The organism is Bacillus sp. SIMBA_031, from assembly GCF_046535225.1.
Lineage (GTDB): Bacteria > Bacillota > Bacilli > Bacillales > Bacillaceae > Bacillus > Bacillus velezensis.
Genome location: NZ_JAWRXC010000009.1, coordinates 46897 through 63624, shown reverse-complemented (window position 1 = coordinate 63624; position 16728 = coordinate 46897). Strand labels below are relative to the sequence as shown.

At 35.6% G+C, this 16728-nt stretch carries 19 protein-coding genes and 2 pseudogenes; 7 read left to right on the top strand and 14 right to left on the bottom strand.

Annotated features, from left to right (window positions below):
• Nucleotides 1-216 precede the first annotated feature (216 nt).
• Both SB724_RS17675 and SB724_RS17670 read left to right on the top strand, forming a co-directional pair.
• Nucleotides 217-534, top strand: a complete 318-nt coding sequence (locus SB724_RS17675; RefSeq protein WP_061581803.1) for a PadR family transcriptional regulator — start codon at nt 217-219, stop codon at nt 532-534.
• Complete coding sequence (locus SB724_RS17670; protein ID WP_061581802.1) at nt 521-1090, top strand: DUF2812 domain-containing protein; 570 nt, start codon at nt 521-523, stop codon at nt 1088-1090. Before SB724_RS17675 ends, SB724_RS17670 begins: the two co-directional genes overlap by 14 nt.
• Nucleotides 1091-1194: 104 nt before the next feature.
• Here the strand turns inward: SB724_RS17670 and SB724_RS17665 are convergent, their stop codons facing one another.
• Nucleotides 1195-1875 carry an aspartate/glutamate racemase family protein gene (locus SB724_RS17665; protein ID WP_265973408.1) on the bottom strand — a complete coding sequence of 227 codons (681 nt, stop codon included), beginning with the start codon at nt 1873-1875 and terminating at the stop codon, nt 1195-1197.
• A 450-nt stretch (nt 1876-2325) separates the two neighbouring features.
• Between SB724_RS17665 and SB724_RS17660 the strand changes: the two genes are divergently transcribed.
• Nucleotides 2326-2787, top strand: coding sequence for a CarD family transcriptional regulator (locus tag SB724_RS17660; RefSeq protein ID WP_095061564.1), 462 nt, complete (start codon nt 2326-2328; stop codon nt 2785-2787).
• Nucleotides 2788-3450: 663 nt separating this feature from the next.
• Here SB724_RS17660 and cspC read toward each other — a convergent pair.
• Nucleotides 3451-3654: a cold shock protein CspC gene (gene cspC, locus SB724_RS17655; protein ID WP_003156143.1), complete on the bottom strand. Its 204-nt coding sequence runs from the start codon at nt 3652-3654 to the stop codon at nt 3451-3453.
• A gap of 403 nt (nt 3655-4057) precedes the next feature.
• A complete protein-coding gene (locus SB724_RS17650) occupies nt 4058-4198 on the bottom strand; it encodes a molecular chaperone TorD family protein (protein WP_410572206.1) in 141 nt (46 codons plus the stop codon).
• 184 nt (nt 4199-4382) lie between these two features.
• On the opposite strand from SB724_RS17650, the gene desA reads away from it, so the two are divergent.
• Complete coding sequence (gene desA, locus SB724_RS17645) at nt 4383-5411, top strand: Delta(5) desaturase DesA (RefSeq protein ID WP_410572153.1); 1029 nt, start codon at nt 4383-4385, stop codon at nt 5409-5411.
• Nucleotides 5412-6019: 608 nt separating this feature from the next.
• Here the strand turns inward: desA and SB724_RS17640 are convergent.
• From SB724_RS17640 to SB724_RS17620, 5 genes are all read right to left on the bottom strand, one after another.
• Nucleotides 6020-7033 (bottom strand): NADP-dependent oxidoreductase, encoded by a 1014-nt coding sequence (locus tag SB724_RS17640; RefSeq protein ID WP_410564743.1) that lies wholly within the window; start codon nt 7031-7033, stop codon nt 6020-6022.
• A gap of 261 nt (nt 7034-7294) precedes the next feature.
• Complete coding sequence (locus tag SB724_RS17635) at nt 7295-8044, bottom strand: SDR family NAD(P)-dependent oxidoreductase (protein WP_410572151.1); 750 nt, start codon at nt 8042-8044, stop codon at nt 7295-7297.
• A 58-nt stretch (nt 8045-8102) separates the two neighbouring features.
• Nucleotides 8103-8678 (bottom strand): TetR/AcrR family transcriptional regulator, encoded by a 576-nt coding sequence (locus SB724_RS17630; RefSeq protein ID WP_101670033.1) that lies wholly within the window; start codon nt 8676-8678, stop codon nt 8103-8105.
• Between the two features lie 534 nt (nt 8679-9212).
• Nucleotides 9213-9473: a hypothetical protein gene (locus tag SB724_RS17625; RefSeq protein ID WP_410572149.1), complete on the bottom strand. Its 261-nt coding sequence runs from the start codon at nt 9471-9473 to the stop codon at nt 9213-9215.
• A gap of 62 nt (nt 9474-9535) precedes the next feature.
• Nucleotides 9536-10174 carry an NAD(P)-dependent oxidoreductase gene (locus tag SB724_RS17620; RefSeq protein ID WP_249685186.1) on the bottom strand — a complete coding sequence of 213 codons (639 nt, stop codon included), beginning with the start codon at nt 10172-10174 and terminating at the stop codon, nt 9536-9538.
• 197 nt (nt 10175-10371) lie between these two features.
• Here SB724_RS17620 and SB724_RS17615 point away from each other — a divergent pair, with 197 nt between their 5' ends.
• The 3 genes from SB724_RS17615 (at nt 10372) to SB724_RS17605 (ending at nt 11522) form a co-directional block, all read left to right on the top strand.
• Nucleotides 10372-10815 (top strand): Rrf2 family transcriptional regulator, encoded by a 444-nt coding sequence (locus SB724_RS17615; protein ID WP_410572146.1) that lies wholly within the window; start codon nt 10372-10374, stop codon nt 10813-10815.
• Nucleotides 10816-10931: 116 nt separating this feature from the next.
• Nucleotides 10932-11126 (top strand): AAA family ATPase, encoded by a 195-nt coding sequence (locus tag SB724_RS17610; RefSeq protein ID WP_045555027.1) that lies wholly within the window; start codon nt 10932-10934, stop codon nt 11124-11126.
• A 54-nt stretch (nt 11127-11180) separates the two neighbouring features.
• Nucleotides 11181-11522, top strand: coding sequence for an MmcQ/YjbR family DNA-binding protein (locus SB724_RS17605; protein ID WP_012116882.1), 342 nt, complete (start codon nt 11181-11183; stop codon nt 11520-11522).
• 262 nt (nt 11523-11784) lie between these two features.
• On the opposite strand, the gene SB724_RS17600 is transcribed toward SB724_RS17605, so the two are convergent.
• The 6 genes and pseudogenes from SB724_RS17600 to SB724_RS17575 all read right to left on the bottom strand — a co-directional run bounded on the left by SB724_RS17600 (nt 11785) and on the right by SB724_RS17575 (nt 16725).
• Complete coding sequence (locus tag SB724_RS17600; RefSeq protein ID WP_007609622.1) at nt 11785-12210, bottom strand: MaoC family dehydratase; 426 nt, start codon at nt 12208-12210, stop codon at nt 11785-11787.
• 125 nt (nt 12211-12335) lie between these two features.
• Nucleotides 12336-12768, bottom strand: a pseudogene (locus SB724_RS17595) (cystatin-like fold lipoprotein); the annotation flags it as partial.
• 72 nt (nt 12769-12840) lie between these two features.
• Complete coding sequence (locus SB724_RS17590; protein WP_072588824.1) at nt 12841-13155, bottom strand: MarR family winged helix-turn-helix transcriptional regulator; 315 nt, start codon at nt 13153-13155, stop codon at nt 12841-12843.
• Nucleotides 13156-13492: 337 nt separating this feature from the next.
• On the bottom strand, nt 13493-14896 hold the full coding sequence (locus SB724_RS17585; RefSeq protein WP_020955367.1) for an MFS transporter: 1404 nt from the start codon (nt 14894-14896) through the stop codon (nt 13493-13495).
• Between the two features lie 38 nt (nt 14897-14934).
• Nucleotides 14935-15301: pseudogene (locus SB724_RS17580) on the bottom strand (BCCT family transporter); the annotation flags it as partial.
• Between the two features lie 851 nt (nt 15302-16152).
• Nucleotides 16153-16725, bottom strand: coding sequence for a class D sortase (locus SB724_RS17575; RefSeq protein WP_410572144.1), 573 nt, complete (start codon nt 16723-16725; stop codon nt 16153-16155).
• Between the last annotated feature and the right edge of the window lie 3 nt (nt 16726-16728).

The following is a 16728-nucleotide window of genomic DNA, read 5'->3' as shown; positions in this document are numbered from 1 at the left end:
CCCGGCATTTCAAGCACTGAAGTTAAGCATTACATCCAACAATCGGGCTATTTAATTGAATAGGACTACCCAGAAGCCGCTTCCCATTACGTAAGAAAAGCGACTTTTTAGATTTGATTTTCAAGTTCCTTTGACAAATTTTGAAAAGACCATTGACTATTCAGTTGGACTGTATTAAGTTTAACTATATAGTCAGACTGAATAGAGGATGAGGATATGAAACATAAATTATTACCGCTGTCTGAAACCATGCATTATATTTTATTAGCCTTGCGGGAGCCGCTTCATGGCTATGCCGCCATGCAGAAGATCGAAAAGATGAGTAACGGAACTGTTATTTTAGCAGCCGGCACATTATACGGCGCGATTGAAAACTTGAATAAGCATGGCTGGATTGAACCTGTTGGAGAGTCGGGCCGGAGAAAAGTTTATATGATAACTGCGGAAGGAAGCGCCATTTTGAAAATGGAAAAAAACAGGTTACTGCATATTTTATCCCTGTACGAAGGAAGTGAATCGAATGAAGACATTTAAGATGTTTTTTGATATTGAAAAAGAGGAGCAATGGCTGAACGAGCAATTACAAAAAGGCTATCACTGCACAAATATCAGCGGATTAGGAATATACACTTTCGAAAAAACCGACAAGAGATATGTGATGAGACTGGATTATCATGATTATTTATCAAAGAAAAAATTCAAGAACTACAGAGAGATATATGAAGACTTCGGCTGGAGTTATATAAACAGCCCATGGCTCAGCGGAACTCGATATTGGCAAAAAGAAGATGATGATCAAAATGAAATCTTCTCGGATCGCCAATCAAAGAGTAGTTATTATAAAAGATTAATGAGTTATTCATCTTGTTTTGGTTTACTTTGCTTATTTTATTCTTATTTGATTTACAAGGATTCAGGTTTGTATTTAGCTGAAGGTCTGTGGAGTATGGAAGGCGCAATGTTTTGGAAAGCATTTTTATTTGAAACTCCATTTGCCCTTTTAAGGTCGCTTCCCGCTCTTATGGCTGTTGTCTTCGGCATCAGTTACTATAAAGCGTATCGAAAATATTCAATGTTAAAGGAACAATAACACGGGGAAGTTACATTCAAGAAGTAATCGAGGATTATATATCTGCCGAAGCCGGGCGCTTTAACGGAAAAAAGCGCCCTGCATTTGCTGATAAATCAGACGGCTTATTTTGTTAATGATACATACTTATTTACAATGGCTTGAGCGAGACAAGCTGATGAATCAACAAAGGTAAGTTCGCTTCTTTTTTGATCCGTGACAATATTTAAATCCGTACATGCAATGATAACCGTATCAACCTTTTCTGCTAATTCACGGTGTAATTCATCATAGAATGTACCAGCCTCATCGATTTGACCTTGTTTAATCTTTTCTATTATGTGATCGACATAGATTTGCCAACTATCTTGATGTAAAAAATCATAACCTTCTCTGTTTAACGCTTCTTGAAATATTCCAGATTGAACCGTAGGGACGGTGGCTAAAAGAGCTGCTTTTTTTGAACCTTTAGATATTTTTTTTATGGTTTCATCAACCATGTTTAGTAAAGGGACTGAAAGCGCATTTTTTATTTGATTAAAATAGATATGTGCGGTATTACATGGGATGGCAATAAAATCAACACCCGTTTTTTCAAGCTTTACAGCTCCCTCAATAATTGCCTTTTCCATGTCCGTATGATTGAGAGGTTTATTCATATAGAAAGGAGTCGGACAAGAATAAATCATCATATGAGGGAAATCCATGTCATGTATTGCTCCATATATTTTTTGGCACTCGTCTACTACCTTATCTACAAATGGCCCAGTAGATTTTGGCCCCATTCCTGCCAGTATTCCAATCATAATTGTCCTCCTCTGTAAAAATATGTACGAATACGATCACGATGAGTTATTCTTGTGTTTCTCATCTGAATCTGCACTCATTTCTTTTTGGCTGTCTTCTCCTATTTTATCATTTCATTAATTGAATTATGGTTAAAAATCGGTGATTAAATTGTGCCCATATAGATTAGTAAACGTGTCGTTGATGTCAAGTCATGAACTCCTAAAGGAGATTTAATAACTCATTTTCAACGAAAAACTGATCTCTGTTAATTAGTCGAGATTCCAAGATATACACGGACAAATTGATCTTTCCTTTTTTGGGAATCCCACAGGTTCCCTCTTATTTTGATGTTGTTTTTTTAAAAAGTTATTGACACCAATAAATGACCATGTTATCATTAAAAATTTGATATCTCACTCCATATATGGTAACCTTAAGTTAAGTTCCCATATATGGAGGTGGATTATATGTTTCAAATTGGCGATAACATTGTTTATCCAATGCACGGAGCAGGTACAATTGAAGCCATAGAAGAAAAACAATTCTTGGAGGAAAAACAACAGTATTATGTCATAAGAATGTCAATCAGTAATATGACAGTTATGATTCCAACGCGTAAAATATTGAGTTCAAGTATACGGCCAGTTACTGATATACGTGCATTAAAACACATTATACACATTTTTCAGCATGGTGAATCAGATAGGTTACTGCCATGGAAGCAAAGGTATGTAGTAAACACGAACAAAATAAAAACGGGTGAAATACAAGAAGGCGCTGAAGTTGTACGTGATTTAATGCGAATGAAGAAAGAAAAAGCACTTAATTCAAGCGAAAAAAAAATGTTGGATCATGCATATGAATTTTTGATTAGTGAACTGGAAGTCATTAAAGGAATCACTGAAAAACAAATAAAAAGTTTCTGCTAAAGTTAATTTTAAATAATGTTTTGCATTCCAAAAAGCACCCACGAGTTTTCGGAATATTACGATTAAAATATTTCGAAGACGCTTAACTTCATCAACTTACTTTTAGAACATTAACCTCTTTTATTATTCCTACAATCTAATCTGTTTTTATTATTAAAAATTTCTTCAACGAACATTTGATGTTTTATCAAAAAACTCGATGAAATAGTCACTTGATTTTTGTAATCCTGATTCACACTGGCACGGACAAGGAGCCGTAAGGATGGAAGAGAGGCAGGGCTTTCATTGTTTTAGGTCTAAGTGATTATTTCCAGAAGAAAAAACAACCACTCCCCTCTTTATCTTTAAGAATTTCTTACATCTCTTGCGACAGTGAATAGCAGTTGTTTATCTTCTTTTCATAAAAGAGATATGCGAATTGTAACAAAGAATAACATACAGTTATATTGAGAACATAAAAACAAATCATTTATATATATTCCACATATCGTCAATCCGGTATGTTATACTGTAAACAATCCTTTGAGGTTTTAAACCTTTTTCTTACCTTGTAGCAACTGTCCCTACTCGAACGTTGAGTAGGGTTTTTTTATTCAGTATGATAAAGAGAACATAAAAAAACAGGCCCTATATAAAGAGCCTGTTTGTATAAACGATTGAAGATTAAGCAGTTTTTTGAACGTTAGCAGCTTGAGCTCCACGAGCACCTTGCTCAACGTCAAACGTTACTTTTTGACCTTCGTCTAAAGATTTGAATCCGTCACTTTGGATTGCAGAAAAGTGTACGAATACATCGTCTCCATTTTCACGTTCGATAAATCCAAAACCTTTTTCTGCATTAAACCATTTAACTGTACCTTGTTCCATTTTTGTTGCCTCCTAGTGTGTTACACATTGTATTACTATCCTTGCCCAAAGTATCATCAAGACGAAAAGTCGATATTCATACTATCCTTTACACGAACAAAAATAATTCTCCTTTATCATAGCACGAAACGGAAATAACTGCAAATTAATAATGTGTTCATTCATGTTTTATTTGTTAAACCTGTCGATACCAGTGCAAAATAAGATGCCTATTAATAGCTATGGTTTGAAAACACCGTGAAAATGAATCACGAGTGCCTTCAAACCCAGTACTTCATATTGATTGTTAAAGGTTTCTTTAAAAAGCTCAGCTGTTTCTTGTTCAAGTACAAGATATTCTTGGCTGTTCACTGGTATAGCTTTGTTTCTGCACATGTTTCCAAACGATCACTCAGGTATACCCCTATTTTAACGCTATTAACTTGTCATGTTTGTTCCTCAAACAATCAAGTTTACGGTCTAAATAAACTGATTCACATGGGGGAGCATGGAGAGAGTTTGGCCAGATAAAGAGCTGGGTATAATCTTCATACGCTTTTTGTATCCCGGCTGTCCATTGCTAATAAAGATTTAATCGAGATGGAGATCATTTTCTGACCTTCAATAATTTTACACAGGATTAGGAAAGATACTTATTATACATGGAATATGACAGCTGGAACTTCAAAGGCAATAAAACGTTTTCTATACGCAGATTAAGAACATCAGGGAAGGGGAAGCTTTTAAAAATGAATGAACAAAACCTAAGGACTTTGAGAAAACTGGTTACCCCTTATGAAAAGTCCGATTTACAAAAAAGTATTTATCAAATCATTAACACATTGGTGCCATTTTTCCTGTTATGGTATTTGGCCTATAAGAGCTTGTCGATTTCTTATATCCTTACGTCAGCGATTTCTGTCGTTGCGGCAGGTTTTTTAGTGAGAACCTTCATTATCTTTCATGATTGCTGCCACTATTCCTTTTTTAAGAACCGAAAGGCGAATCGAATCCTTGGAACAATTACAGGAATTCTGACTCTGCATCCGTTTGATCATTGGGCACACGATCATTCTGTCCATCATGCGACAAGCAGCAACCTGGACAAACGCGGTACGGGCGATATTTGGGTACTGACTGTTGAGGAATATAAAGAAGCCTCAACTAAGACAAAAATAATGTACCGTTTGTACAGAAATCCGTTTGTTATGTTTATTATCGGACCGATTTACGTCTTCGGGATTACCAATCGTTTTAATCGTAAAGGGGCAAAACGCAAAGAACGGATGAATACATATGTAACCAACCTGGGGATCGTCGCTTTGGCAGCACTTTTATGTTGGGCTATCGGCTGGCAAAACTTTCTGCTGGTCCAGACGCCAATTTTTATGATATCGGGATCCCTCGGAATTTGGATGTTTTATATTCAGCATACGTTTGAGGATTCATATTTCGAAGAAGATGAGCATTGGGAATATGTAAAAGCAGCCGTTGAAGGAAGCTCTTTTTATAAGCTTCCAAAAGTCATGCAATGGTTAACAGGCAATATCGGTTTCCATCATGTTCATCATTTAAGCCCAAGAGTCCCAAACTATAAGCTTGAAATCGTGCATAACAACACTGAACCATTGCAAAACGTTCCGACCATCACACTGGCAACAAGTATTAAGTCGTTAAAGTTCCGCCTATGGGATGAAGAAGGCAAAAAATTTGTTGGTTTTACCCACTTAAAAAAAACTTCTAAAAGCCAGGTATCAGCTCGGGTAAGAACGGATTAAATAAACGCCCATAATCGATGATAATGGGCAGTGTATCTTGCAGAATAAAAGTGCAGACTCGCGCAAAGATTTTGTGCAGAGGTCAGCACTTTTTTAATGCCACATGCACTTACAACAAAAAATACCAAAGGTGTCAAAACCCTTGGTATCATTGGGATGTGGCCGAGAGGACTTGAAGCTCCACACGGTTATTCACCCGCTGGGCTCTCAATAAAGTGATTCTTTATTATGAATTACAAAAGCCTATAATATCAGCATTTGTTTATTTTGGTTATGAGTGTTTACTTCGATTTATTTTTTTGGGGTAAAAATGGAGTAGGTTTTCATTTCAAGACAGTTAATGTCTTGTTACTGGTGACATGTCTATTAGAGTAACCGCCTAACTTAATTACATTTCAACATTTTTTATAAGAACAATTGAAATGGCTAGTTCTCCATGTTTTATAATGAACTCCGGCTTGATGATGTTTTTCTATGATTTGATCTAGCTTTTTATCTTTCCATTTTTTTAATCAGCAGAACTCGCGGTTTGTAACACCTCATTATTGCCTTTCAAAATCCTTTGCATAATTGATCTCAACTTTTTGACTGCTTTCTTCGTATTCCCCTTAAAATTGAATAATCACTTTCCCTTTTGGCCGTCCATTTGCGACTAGTTCGAGCGCTTCATTTACGTTGTCTATGGGAAATAGTGTTGGATGAATTGCTGGAATAATGTTGTTTTCTTCAATGATTTTTGTAATCTCTTTAAGTTGTGCGCCGTCAGAACGAACGAAGATAAAATGGTATTCCACGTTTTGTTTCTTGGCTTTGCGGTCATAATTTGCACCAGCAAGGGAAAATAGAATTTGTTTCCACGATGGGAAATTTCGGTCTTTTCCGAAACGTTTATTTGGTCCTGTACGGAGAGAGAGCAATCTTCCGCCCGGTTTGATGATACTCAATTCACTGTCAAATTCTTTAGGTCCCAGTGTATCAATCACGTAATCCACATTTGACAACAAGTCAACATAGTTTTCTGTTGAATAATCCAAATATTGATCTGCGCCCATTTCCAAAATGCGTTCGCGCGCTTCTGAGCTGCCGCTAACAATGACATTTAGGCCCATTGCCTTTGCGATTGGTACAGCCATCTGACCAAAGCTGCCTGATCCACCTGGAATGAAGACAGATTTACCTGACTGTGCCTCAAGTTCTTCATGCAGACCTTGATACGCTGTGAGTCCAGCCAGTGGTGCAGCAGCGGCTTCCACGTAAGACAAACTTTTTGGCATGGGTGCAATTGCGGCAGCATCAATTGCGGCATATTCCGCAAAAGCACCAATTTTTTCGAGGGGGAGACGTGTATAGATGGCATCTCCTACGTGAAATTCCGCCACATTTTTTCCGACTTTTTCGATAACTCCTGTCAATTCATTGCCAAGCGTTAATGGGAATTCATAATCTTGAATCAGTTTGACGCTGCCTGTAATGATTAACATTTCGAGCGGATTGACCGCCGCAGCTTTGACCTTTACCAAGACTTCGTTGTCATCGATTTCTGGAATTGGAATGTCATTGATTTGGGCATAGAGATCTTTTGAGTACTTGGTGATCTGAGCTGCTTTCATGAGTGTTTTCATTTTTTTATCAGCACCTCTGTCATATTATATTTATTGGGTTTTTACCTTTTATATAATCGTTTAGGTGGAGGGGAATCTTACTTTTAGCGAAGTCTGACTTCCAATTTTATGATTAACCCTGCACCTAAACAGTAGTTATTTTCAGAACGATCATTCTCAAATAATTAAATTTTATACAACCGATACTGTGAATAAATGTTTCTCATCTTCCTAGTGTTATTAATATAGAGCATCGTTATATAGGTTTAATAACTTGAAATATTACATCTCTAGAATCGGATAGATTTGATCTCTTAATTGAAATTCATAGTTTCCGTCTACAACTCCTACTACTTGATTACTGTCATAAAGCTCCATCATAAAACTCGCCACTTGCTCAACTGTGTGGTACATCGGGATATTTGCTTTGTAATCATATTCTTTCGTATCAGATGCAGTTTTCATGAATTCTGTTTCCGTGATTGCTGGTGCTAAAACTTTCACCTTCATTTTCGCACCTTTGCGTTCCAGTTCTTTTGCAAGCCCTTCTGTAAATGCACTAACAAAGTATTTAGATGCAGAATAAGTAATACTGCCAACAGCAATTGCATATCCGAGTGCTGATGATACGTTAATTAACTGAGTTCCCTCTACATCCGTATAATCACGTACAAATAGTGTAGAAAGAATCGTTAAGGATTCTACGTTTACTCGTAGCATGGTTTCCACTTTATCTAAATTCTGATCCGTGACAGAAGAAGATTCACCAAGCCCGGCATTATTAATCCAAGTCTCAATTTGATACTCCTTTAAACTGTTATACAGTGTATATGCCTGATCTGTGACAGATAGGTCACTTGTACGAATAATAACATCTAAATCAGGATTTAGATTCTGAATGGTTGATTTAAGTTCTTCTAATTTATCCAATCTTCTAGCTACAATAATTAAGTTTTTGCCGCGAGCAGCAAACGCTAGGGCAGTTTTATATCCTATACCTGAGCTTGCTCCTGTAATAACTGTGTACTTCATATTATTCTCTCCTCGAAAACAAATTTTCTAATTAGTTAATCCATATAACAAAATAGATTCAGTCTAGTGTCGACAAAGTCAAATTAATAATGTTTTCTAATTTTTCCTTATCATTTGTCGTTTTTGCTAACACTCGCACCCCTACGAGTGAATTATGAATGAATTGAGAAAGCCCTTTAATGTCATAGTGTTTAGGAATTTCCCCTTTTTCTTGACCATGTTTGAGCAGATCAAATAATAAGGATTCCGCATTTATAAAAATCTCTGTAATTTTCTTAGCAACTTCTTCATCTATTAGGGATAATTCAACAGCTGCATTAACAGCTAAACACCCTTTTGGCTGATTTTGTTTTGGATATATAACCATTTCAAATAATTTTCGTATAGCCTGCTTAACCGTTAATTCTGTTTTCACTTCATTCTTCATTCGGCCTTCTATTATTTCTACATACTGACTTAAGGCTCGCATAAATAAAGTATGTTTGTCGCCAAATGTATCATAAATACTTCTGCGGTGAATGCCCATATGGTCCACCAAGTCTTGCATGGATGTTTTTTCATAACCCTGTTCCCAGAAAAGATCCATTGCTTTTCTTAATGCTTTTTTTTCATCAAATTCTTTATTTCTAGCCATGTAATCCCACCTTAGAATGTATTACCTCTTTATTCTGAGAAAGGCCTGAGAATCATTGATGCATTCATCCCTCCCTCATTCTTAAATAATTAAAGAACGATCATTCTCATTTGAGTAGCAAAACAGTTAGATCTAACATGTTTCGAGTATATCAGATTTTAGAACGATCGGTAAAGAATTTAGAATTAAATCATGTGTTTTATATGTCTATGTATGGCTACTACCTGAATTTTAACGAATATCGCTCCTTTTTATTTTTCATCAAATCATTTCTTTAATGTCATTGACGGCAGGTCATAGAGCATACTGGTGTGTTTTCGAAAATACCCCTCATTTCAGTAAAGTTCCCCGCTGGAATATTCACACTTTGGACACGAAATAGGAACTGTAGAAGAGTTTCCCGGATTTTCAAACTAAAGTGTATTAAACAATACGGAGGATTACACTGGGTAACACAGTCAAATAAAAAAGCTCTAACTAATCCAAAAGGTTGCTAGTCAGAGCTTTTTATACATATTTTTTTGGTCCAACTCACTAAGCACCTACTCTATCATCAGCAACGTGAAAAGGAGCTTTGATAACAGGGGCATCATTTGTTAAAACCACTCCTGCGATGCTGCCCAATAAAATGACTGTAAACAAAGTCCGGCTGATTTTCATTAATAATCTCCCTTTTTTTATTTTTTCGTCTCGCTTTAATCTCAGTCGATAATATTCATTGGAACGTGATAAATCCCCTTTTTCATAAAAATAATCAGCTACTCTGATTGCAAAATTTTCAATGTCTCCGTACATTCTTAGAAGGAAGATACCATTAGCGATGACACTAATGGTACCCTTTGTTTCTACTCAATCACTTATTCAGCTTCTCCAACAACTGTAAAGCGTTCATTTATATGTTTTGGATTTTCAATTTCATCCAATGCTGCAATTGCATAGTCTGCATAGCTGATATAACTTTCGCCTTTCGAATTCACAAGAAGATGATCTTTTCCTGACTGATAAAATCCAGTTCTTTTCCCGTCTGGGTCAAATACCGCTGAAGGACTGATAAATGTCCAGTTAATATCAGAAGTTTCCTTTAGTTCTTGCAAGTTACGACCTTGCCCTTTAGCTGTTGGAATAAAAATCTCCGGGAAATCAGGTGTATCCATTACACTGACAGTTTTATTTTCGTCTACATAAAGACTCCCTGCTCCACCTACAATTACAGCTCTTGTACCCGTTCCTTTTAATGCCCTAATTAATGCCCGGCCAGCATCTACATGTGCCTGTTCTTCTCCTAATGGAGCACCGAAGGCATTAACTATTACATCTAACTTTTTTAGATCATCCGATGTAAGATCAATTATATTTTTTTCAATGATTGAAATCTTTTCCTCTTTAAGTTTTGCAGCATCTCTTACAATTGCAGTTACTTCATGTCCCCTGCTTACCGCTTCTTTCAAGATAAGACTTCCAGCTTTTCCGGTTGCACCAATGATTCCAATTTTCAATTTAAATTCCTCCTAATCATTCAAAATTTTAAATGTAACCATATTGATTACATGTAATAATTTTAGTTACACCTTATTTATTTGTCAATACTTTTATCATCTTGTTAATTGAGCATATTAGAGTAAAAGAACTTGTAATACAATCAGTTACAAGTGTACTATAAAGAGTGTAAAGTAATTAGGATGGTGAAGAAATCATGTCTATTAGCAGCCGTTTTGCTGTAGGAATTCATATATTGGCTCTTATTGAAATAAATGAAGACGGAATTAGCACTTCTGAATTTTTAGCTGGAAGTGTAAATACAAATCCCCCCTTCATAAGAAAAATTATGGGGATGCTGAAAAAAGCAGGTTTAGTAAATGTTCGGCCAGGTATTGCAGGAGCTGAATTAGCGAAGGATCTAACTGAAATCACCTTACTTGATGTTTATAGAGCAGTTAATGTTGTTCAAGATAAAGAATTGTTTAGTATACATGAAAATCCCAATCCTCAATGTCCTGTAGGCCGGAACATTCAAAGTACAATTGGTCCAATATTTGAAATCGCCCAATCTGCCTTGGAAAAAGCTCTTAGGCATATAACAATTGAGGATGTGGTAAAGGATATTATTGAAAAAGAAAAATTGATCAATAATTGTTAAATGATTCACAGAAAATCTTTTATCATATTGAATCCAGCCCCGAATTGATATTGATTTTTTGATTAAAAAAGTGGCTTTTTTATGAAAAAGAACAGACATAAAGTCTGCTCCTTTTGATGAAAGATTTAGATTACGGTAAGGGATATAAATATGCTCATGATACAGAGGAAAAATTAACGACAATGCAGACGATGCCAGATTCTTTAATAGGGCGTGAGTATTACTATCCAACAACTCAAGGTTCAGAAGCTAAGTTCAAACAAAGACTTGAGGAAATCTCGGATTGGTATAAAAGAAACCGCAAATCTTAGTTTAAACGAATATGTTCTGTATATAAAAATAATGAGGTATGGGGTGAATTGATAATGAATTATGATGGAATAAAAGATTACTGCCTAACCTTTCCAAACTCTTATGAAGACCATCCTTTCGGAGATGGTTGGACTGCAATTCGTCACAAAGGGAATAAGAAAATATTTGCACTTATCTTCACTCGCGACGAACACTTATGTGTCAACCTTAAATGCGAACCTGAAAGGGCTGATTTTCTACGTGGTCTGTTTGAAGAAATCAAGCCCGGATACCATATGAACAAGGAGCATTGGAATACTCTTACCTTAGATGAGGGACTCCCAGAGCACCAAATCCATGACATGGTAAAGTACAGCTTTGAACTGACAAAACCAAAAAGTAAAAAGGAAACATAACATCGAAGGATAGAATGCTCATTATAGATATTCATCCGATGCAATGATACAGAGGAATATGCAAAAACCTCAAGGCAACAATGTTTAAATTCGTATTTACGAGATGATTTTTTCGTTATTGTTAGTCCTTTGTTTCTTGACATAGGTTGAACAAATAAAAAAGAGCAGACTCAAAGTCCACTCAATTAATTAAGATGATTGCTCAATTCATCCAGACACCTATAAAAAATGAAAGGTGACGATGATATGCCACAAAGGTCATTTAGCGTTTAATTAATACTGATAACTCACCTTCAAACACTTTTTCCTCTTTCTGATTATAGGTAGATAACAATACAGTAAGTATCCCCGTCTGGCTTTTATTTGGTTTTTTATCAATAACCTTAACAATAGTGTGCAGTTTATCATTAGGGTAAACGGGTGCTAGGAATTTTATATTATTCATTCCTGTCCCAGCAATAATATCGTCTTCATGACGCCCTTCTTCAATCCAAAGCTTAAAAGTAATAGATAACGTTTGTATTCCAGAAGCAATAATTCCATTAAATCTGCCCATTTTTGCTTTTTCTTCATTTAAATGCATGTATTGTGGGTCATACACTTCTGCAAAATTCATTATATTCTCTTTTGTTAATTCAAAAGATTTAGTTTGAAAAACCTGCCCGATGGTGAATTCATCCAATTTCATAAATAAATCTCCTTGAATCTAAACTTTATTATTAAATCTACGTAGCATTTTAACATACTGGCTCTCACACAACAACTTAACGGTAAAACAATTGTTCCCCTATCAGGAATGAACAAGCACATTGTTTTTGTTTCCTTGCCTTTAACCTCTTTATAATCAGGTGTTTTCTTATAAAGACCAAGGCGGTCGCCATGACCATCACCCGGCATATGTGCCATTTCCTCATAAGAATCTCCAAGCTTCTCATAATAAGAATAAGCAGTCAGCCTACGAGAACTTTCTTCTGGCTGATAAAACGCAAGTTGAATATATTTCCCGTCATCATATACACGAATTATGGCGTTATCTCTTTTGTGCTCATCTGATTCTGCTCGCATTTCTTTTCTGACTTTCTTCTCCTGCTTCATCACTTCATTAATCATTATCATATTTACTACCGCCGCACGCAGTCAGCTGAAGAATGAAGGTGACTGACAAATCATACGACCTACTATAAACAGTAACAGATAAATTTCTATAAACAAAAAATACCAAGGGTGTCAAAACCCTTGGTATCATTAATGCGGCCCGAGAGGACTTGAACCTCCATGGGTTATTCACCCGCTAGGCCCGCCATCTATATTCATAAAACTATTGCTCAGTTGTCAGCATGTTAAGTAAATTACGAATTTCCTTGTTATAACTTTTAATTTCTTCTTCATTACAACCGGTTTTATCAAATACTGCATTAGGAATCATTGTGACTTTTTCTTTAAACTCATTCCCTTCAGTTGTTAACGTAATAATTACACTTCGTTCATCCTCTTTTGAACGCTCTCTTATAATAAGACCTCGCTCCTCAAGTCGTTTTAAAACTGGAGTTAATGTTCCGGAGTCTAGATATAATTCTTCGCCTAAACCTTTAACAGATATTTTTTCCTTCTCCCATAAAACAAGAAGAACCAAATACTGTGATTAGCGTACAAGTTCTCGTTTTCTGCTTTGGACCCCATATAGAAAATAAAAAGCCAGCTCTCCTTCGGGAGAAGAACTGGCATAACAAAGCTTCTTGCTTCTTATTTTGCTGTATTGCTCGGACCTTTTAATTTCTCTTCGTTCTTGCGTCAATGTTTTATTATTAGGACACAACCAATAAAATAATGACGATCGAGAATAGCAACGCTGCTTTTGCAAAGCAGTAAGCCCTCCAGAATATAAGAGCTGCAGTCATTGCTGCTCGGATAATCCCAGCTTATTCTGAGTCTGTATTTCGAGTAGCCGGTCAATTAAATGGATGTTTTTTTCATTCCTTTTCTGTTTGTTCCATTTTCCACCACAGTGAATCTTTTGGATTTTCAACAGCTTCTTGAAACTCAGCTTTAGAAGCAACTGTTGGGTAAGAACCTTTTAAAGATTTACCTGAAGTATCTTTAAATAAGGTTAACACAACTATTAAGCCAATTAAACTAACTGCTAATAAATAGAAACCCGGCGCCAAATTGTTTCTTGTCACATGGGTTAACCAAGAAGCAACTAAAGGTGTTGTTCCACCAAAAATAGAAACTGATAAGTTGAATGTCCAGGATAATGTACGATATCTAATGTCAGTATGGAACAACGTAGGTAAAGATCCTGGCATAGTACCTTCGTATACAGATAATACAATACCTAACATTAAAAGTCCTATAAATAAGAATGTTATATTCCCCATATTAAGAAATTGAAAAGAGATAATCGAAAATACAATTCCTAATACTAATCCAATTGTTATAACTTTTTTATTTCCTAATTTATCTCCCAATTTACCAAAAGTTAAAGCGAACGGTACCATAATAATCAATACAATTGCTGTAACCGGTGTACTTATATTATCACTTATACCAAGATTCTCATCTAAATAAGAAGGCATATAACCTAACAATAGGTAATTGGTTATATTGAAAAATGCCACAAATACGATACATAAAAAGATATCTTTTTTATATGTTTTAATGACTTCTAATAAACCTGGTTGTTGTTCTTGGTTTTCAGAGATGTCATTTTCAAAGATTGGTGATTCATCTAAATGACTTCTCAAATATAAACCAAATAATCCTATTGGAATACTTAAGAAGAAAGGAATTCTCCATCCCCAACTATTCATTTGAACATCAGATAAAGTCCAGAAAAGTACTGTAACTAAAACAGAAGCTACTATATAACCAGATAATGTGCCGATTTCTAAACCGCTGCCTAACCTTATACGCTTATTATCTGGAGAAGATTCTGCGATATATACCATTGCACCAGCGTACTCTCCACCCACAGAAAAACCTTGCAGAATACGAGCTAAGAGTAATAATATAGGGGCCCATACACCAATCTGATCATAGGTAGGAAGCACACCAATTATTAAAGTAGATAAAGCCATCATTAAAATAGTAATTGTTAATACTATTTTCCGACCAAATTTATCACCCATTTTACCAAAAATAATTCCGCCTACCGGTCTAAGTAAGAAGGCAATTGCAAATGTAGCAAAAGTAAATATTAACTTTAATTCATCGTTTTGAACTGGACTGAAAAAGTTTTTACTAATAATAACTGCCAAATAAGAATATAAAGCAAAATCAAACCATTCCATCGCGTTTCCTATCCCTGTAGCAAACACGCTTTTCTTCGCTTTTTGAATGTCTACAACGTTAATTTTTTTCTTGTTAAACTTCATTTAATAATATCGACTCCTTAATTATCAAATCCACATTATACAAGCGTATAAACGGTCCAAGCATGCAGTCCCAGAATGTATAGCGTAATGCTTCTCTAAAAGTCTGGGGGTTTCTGTTTCACCTGATGGAGAGCTAACGGCATAGTGGATGATTGGTTCAACTGTACCTTAAAAGACTAGACTAATATCCATATCAGCGCCAAATAACATTGTAAACCAGGAAAGAAGGATGAAATTCAGTTTTTTCGCTGGTTTCCTTAATTTATTTTTGCCGATTGGACTAAAAATAATACAAAAAGCAACAAAAAGAGAAACATCCAACAGATAATACCAGGCAAAGCGGTTAGTGATATATCCTTGGGCTGTGGTTGGTATTTTCTGCAGACTATTTGGAGAAATGATTCCCCTTCATACAGCTCTATTGTGAATATTATCACAATCGAAAAAAAACTTTTATTTCTTCAAAGTATCCTATACCTTTATTTTAGTTCTTCCATTACGTCTTCCAATATGTTTATTATAAGATTGATGTCGTTCCTAAGAATTATTTACTGATTCTATCTTTATTACCCCACAATCAGGTGAAACAAAACACTATAAACGTACCATATCTTTTTAAAATCTGACAAGCTCAACAGGGTGATAGAAACCCGGCTAAAGCCCAGCTAGTCAATGGATAGAAGAAATTTTTTTGTTTTTCCCAAGGAATAACCGTCTGCGTTTAATCCAGCCCAATTAGAAAGAAAAAGAGCAGGAGTAATCCCGCTCTTTCATTCAAAACTTTAATTTGTATGAAGAATTTCGTATACCTTTTCGACTTTCTTTACCTATTAATCAGTATACAGACTACAACAGAAATAAGTAGCACCGGGTATGAAATAATGGATGCATTTAAACAGGCCAATCACCGACAATAGAATTTATTGCATGACACCTAACAAAATTATTTTTTAAATCCAGCTGGAAATAAAGAAACAAATAAAGTGAAACTGTGTTTTCTGTTACAAAATCTATATACAACAGTGTTTATTTATTTTGATTATGAGGTTTTATATTGATTTATTCATATTGAGGAATAAAAATGGAGTAGCGTTCTTTTTAAAAAGTGACCATATCATTACTTATTAATAACCCTGCTTAAACCAATCAGTTAAGGCGAAGATTTAAGATTAAACATTGATTAGAATTTTTCTGTCTTATTATAAAAAGGCTGACGAAAATTTCGTCAGCCTAACTCTTTGATATTCTGCATTTTCTTAAATCCGCTTTCCATAAATAATATACCGTTTCGGTGCATTGCCGATATATGAAAAGGGATAACAAGTGGTGAGAATGAGCTCCTCTTTGTTATGCTGCAGTGTAATAATAGACTTGTCTTTTTGGTCTACGATTTTTGTTTTGACTATTTCATATGAAAAACTTCCATATGGCAGCTTAACTTTTAATTGATCACCTTTTTTCAGTTCTCCCGTTCGGCGGAAGACGGTATCCCGATGACCTGACAACACAATTTGCCCGTTTTCATCTGGGTAGTAACTGCCTTTGTAGTGACCGACTCCTTTTTCCAAATCATCCGCATCCGTTCCCTCTACAATCGGAAGCTCTGCGTTGATTTTTGGAATCTCCAGAATGCCGACCGCCTCACCGAACTTAGGCTTAAAATCTTCTTTTTTTGAGCCTGCACTTTTTCCAGAAGGGCTCTTTAGGGCAAGCTTAGCCTTATCTAAAGTTTGTTCTGTCTTATGACTGATGTCCATCACTTTCCAGACTCCGTAACCTGTAACAACGAGTCCGGCAATAATGATACATATAGGAAGATATTTTTTCACATG

Coding starts and splice junctions, on each gene's coding strand:
- SB724_RS17675 (WP_061581803.1), top strand. CDS start 217: ATGAAACATAAATTATTACCGCTGTCTGAAACCATGCATTATATTTTA.
- SB724_RS17670 (WP_061581802.1), top strand. CDS start 521: ATGAAGACATTTAAGATGTTTTTTGATATTGAAAAAGAGGAGCAATGG.
- SB724_RS17665 (WP_265973408.1), bottom strand. CDS start 1,875: ATGATTGGAATACTGGCAGGAATGGGGCCAAAATCTACTGGGCCATTT.
- SB724_RS17660 (WP_095061564.1), top strand. CDS start 2,326: ATGTTTCAAATTGGCGATAACATTGTTTATCCAATGCACGGAGCAGGT.
- cspC (WP_003156143.1), bottom strand. CDS start 3,654: ATGGAACAAGGTACAGTTAAATGGTTTAATGCAGAAAAAGGTTTTGGA.
- desA (WP_410572153.1), top strand. CDS start 4,383: ATGAATGAACAAAACCTAAGGACTTTGAGAAAACTGGTTACCCCTTAT.
- SB724_RS17640 (WP_410564743.1), bottom strand. CDS start 7,033: ATGAAAACACTCATGAAAGCAGCTCAGATCACCAAGTACTCAAAAGAT.
- SB724_RS17635 (WP_410572151.1), bottom strand. CDS start 8,044: ATGAAGTACACAGTTATTACAGGAGCAAGCTCAGGTATAGGATATAAA.
- SB724_RS17630 (WP_101670033.1), bottom strand. CDS start 8,678: ATGGCTAGAAATAAAGAATTTGATGAAAAAAAAGCATTAAGAAAAGCA.
- SB724_RS17625 (WP_410572149.1), bottom strand. CDS start 9,473: ATGTACGGAGACATTGAAAATTTTGCAATCAGAGTAGCTGATTATTTT.
- SB724_RS17615 (WP_410572146.1), top strand. CDS start 10,372: ATGTCTATTAGCAGCCGTTTTGCTGTAGGAATTCATATATTGGCTCTT.
- SB724_RS17610 (WP_045555027.1), top strand. CDS start 10,932: ATGAAAGATTTAGATTACGGTAAGGGATATAAATATGCTCATGATACA.
- SB724_RS17605 (WP_012116882.1), top strand. CDS start 11,181: ATGAATTATGATGGAATAAAAGATTACTGCCTAACCTTTCCAAACTCT.
- SB724_RS17600 (WP_007609622.1), bottom strand. CDS start 12,210: ATGAAATTGGATGAATTCACCATCGGGCAGGTTTTTCAAACTAAATCT.
- SB724_RS17585 (WP_020955367.1), bottom strand. CDS start 14,896: ATGAAGTTTAACAAGAAAAAAATTAACGTTGTAGACATTCAAAAAGCG.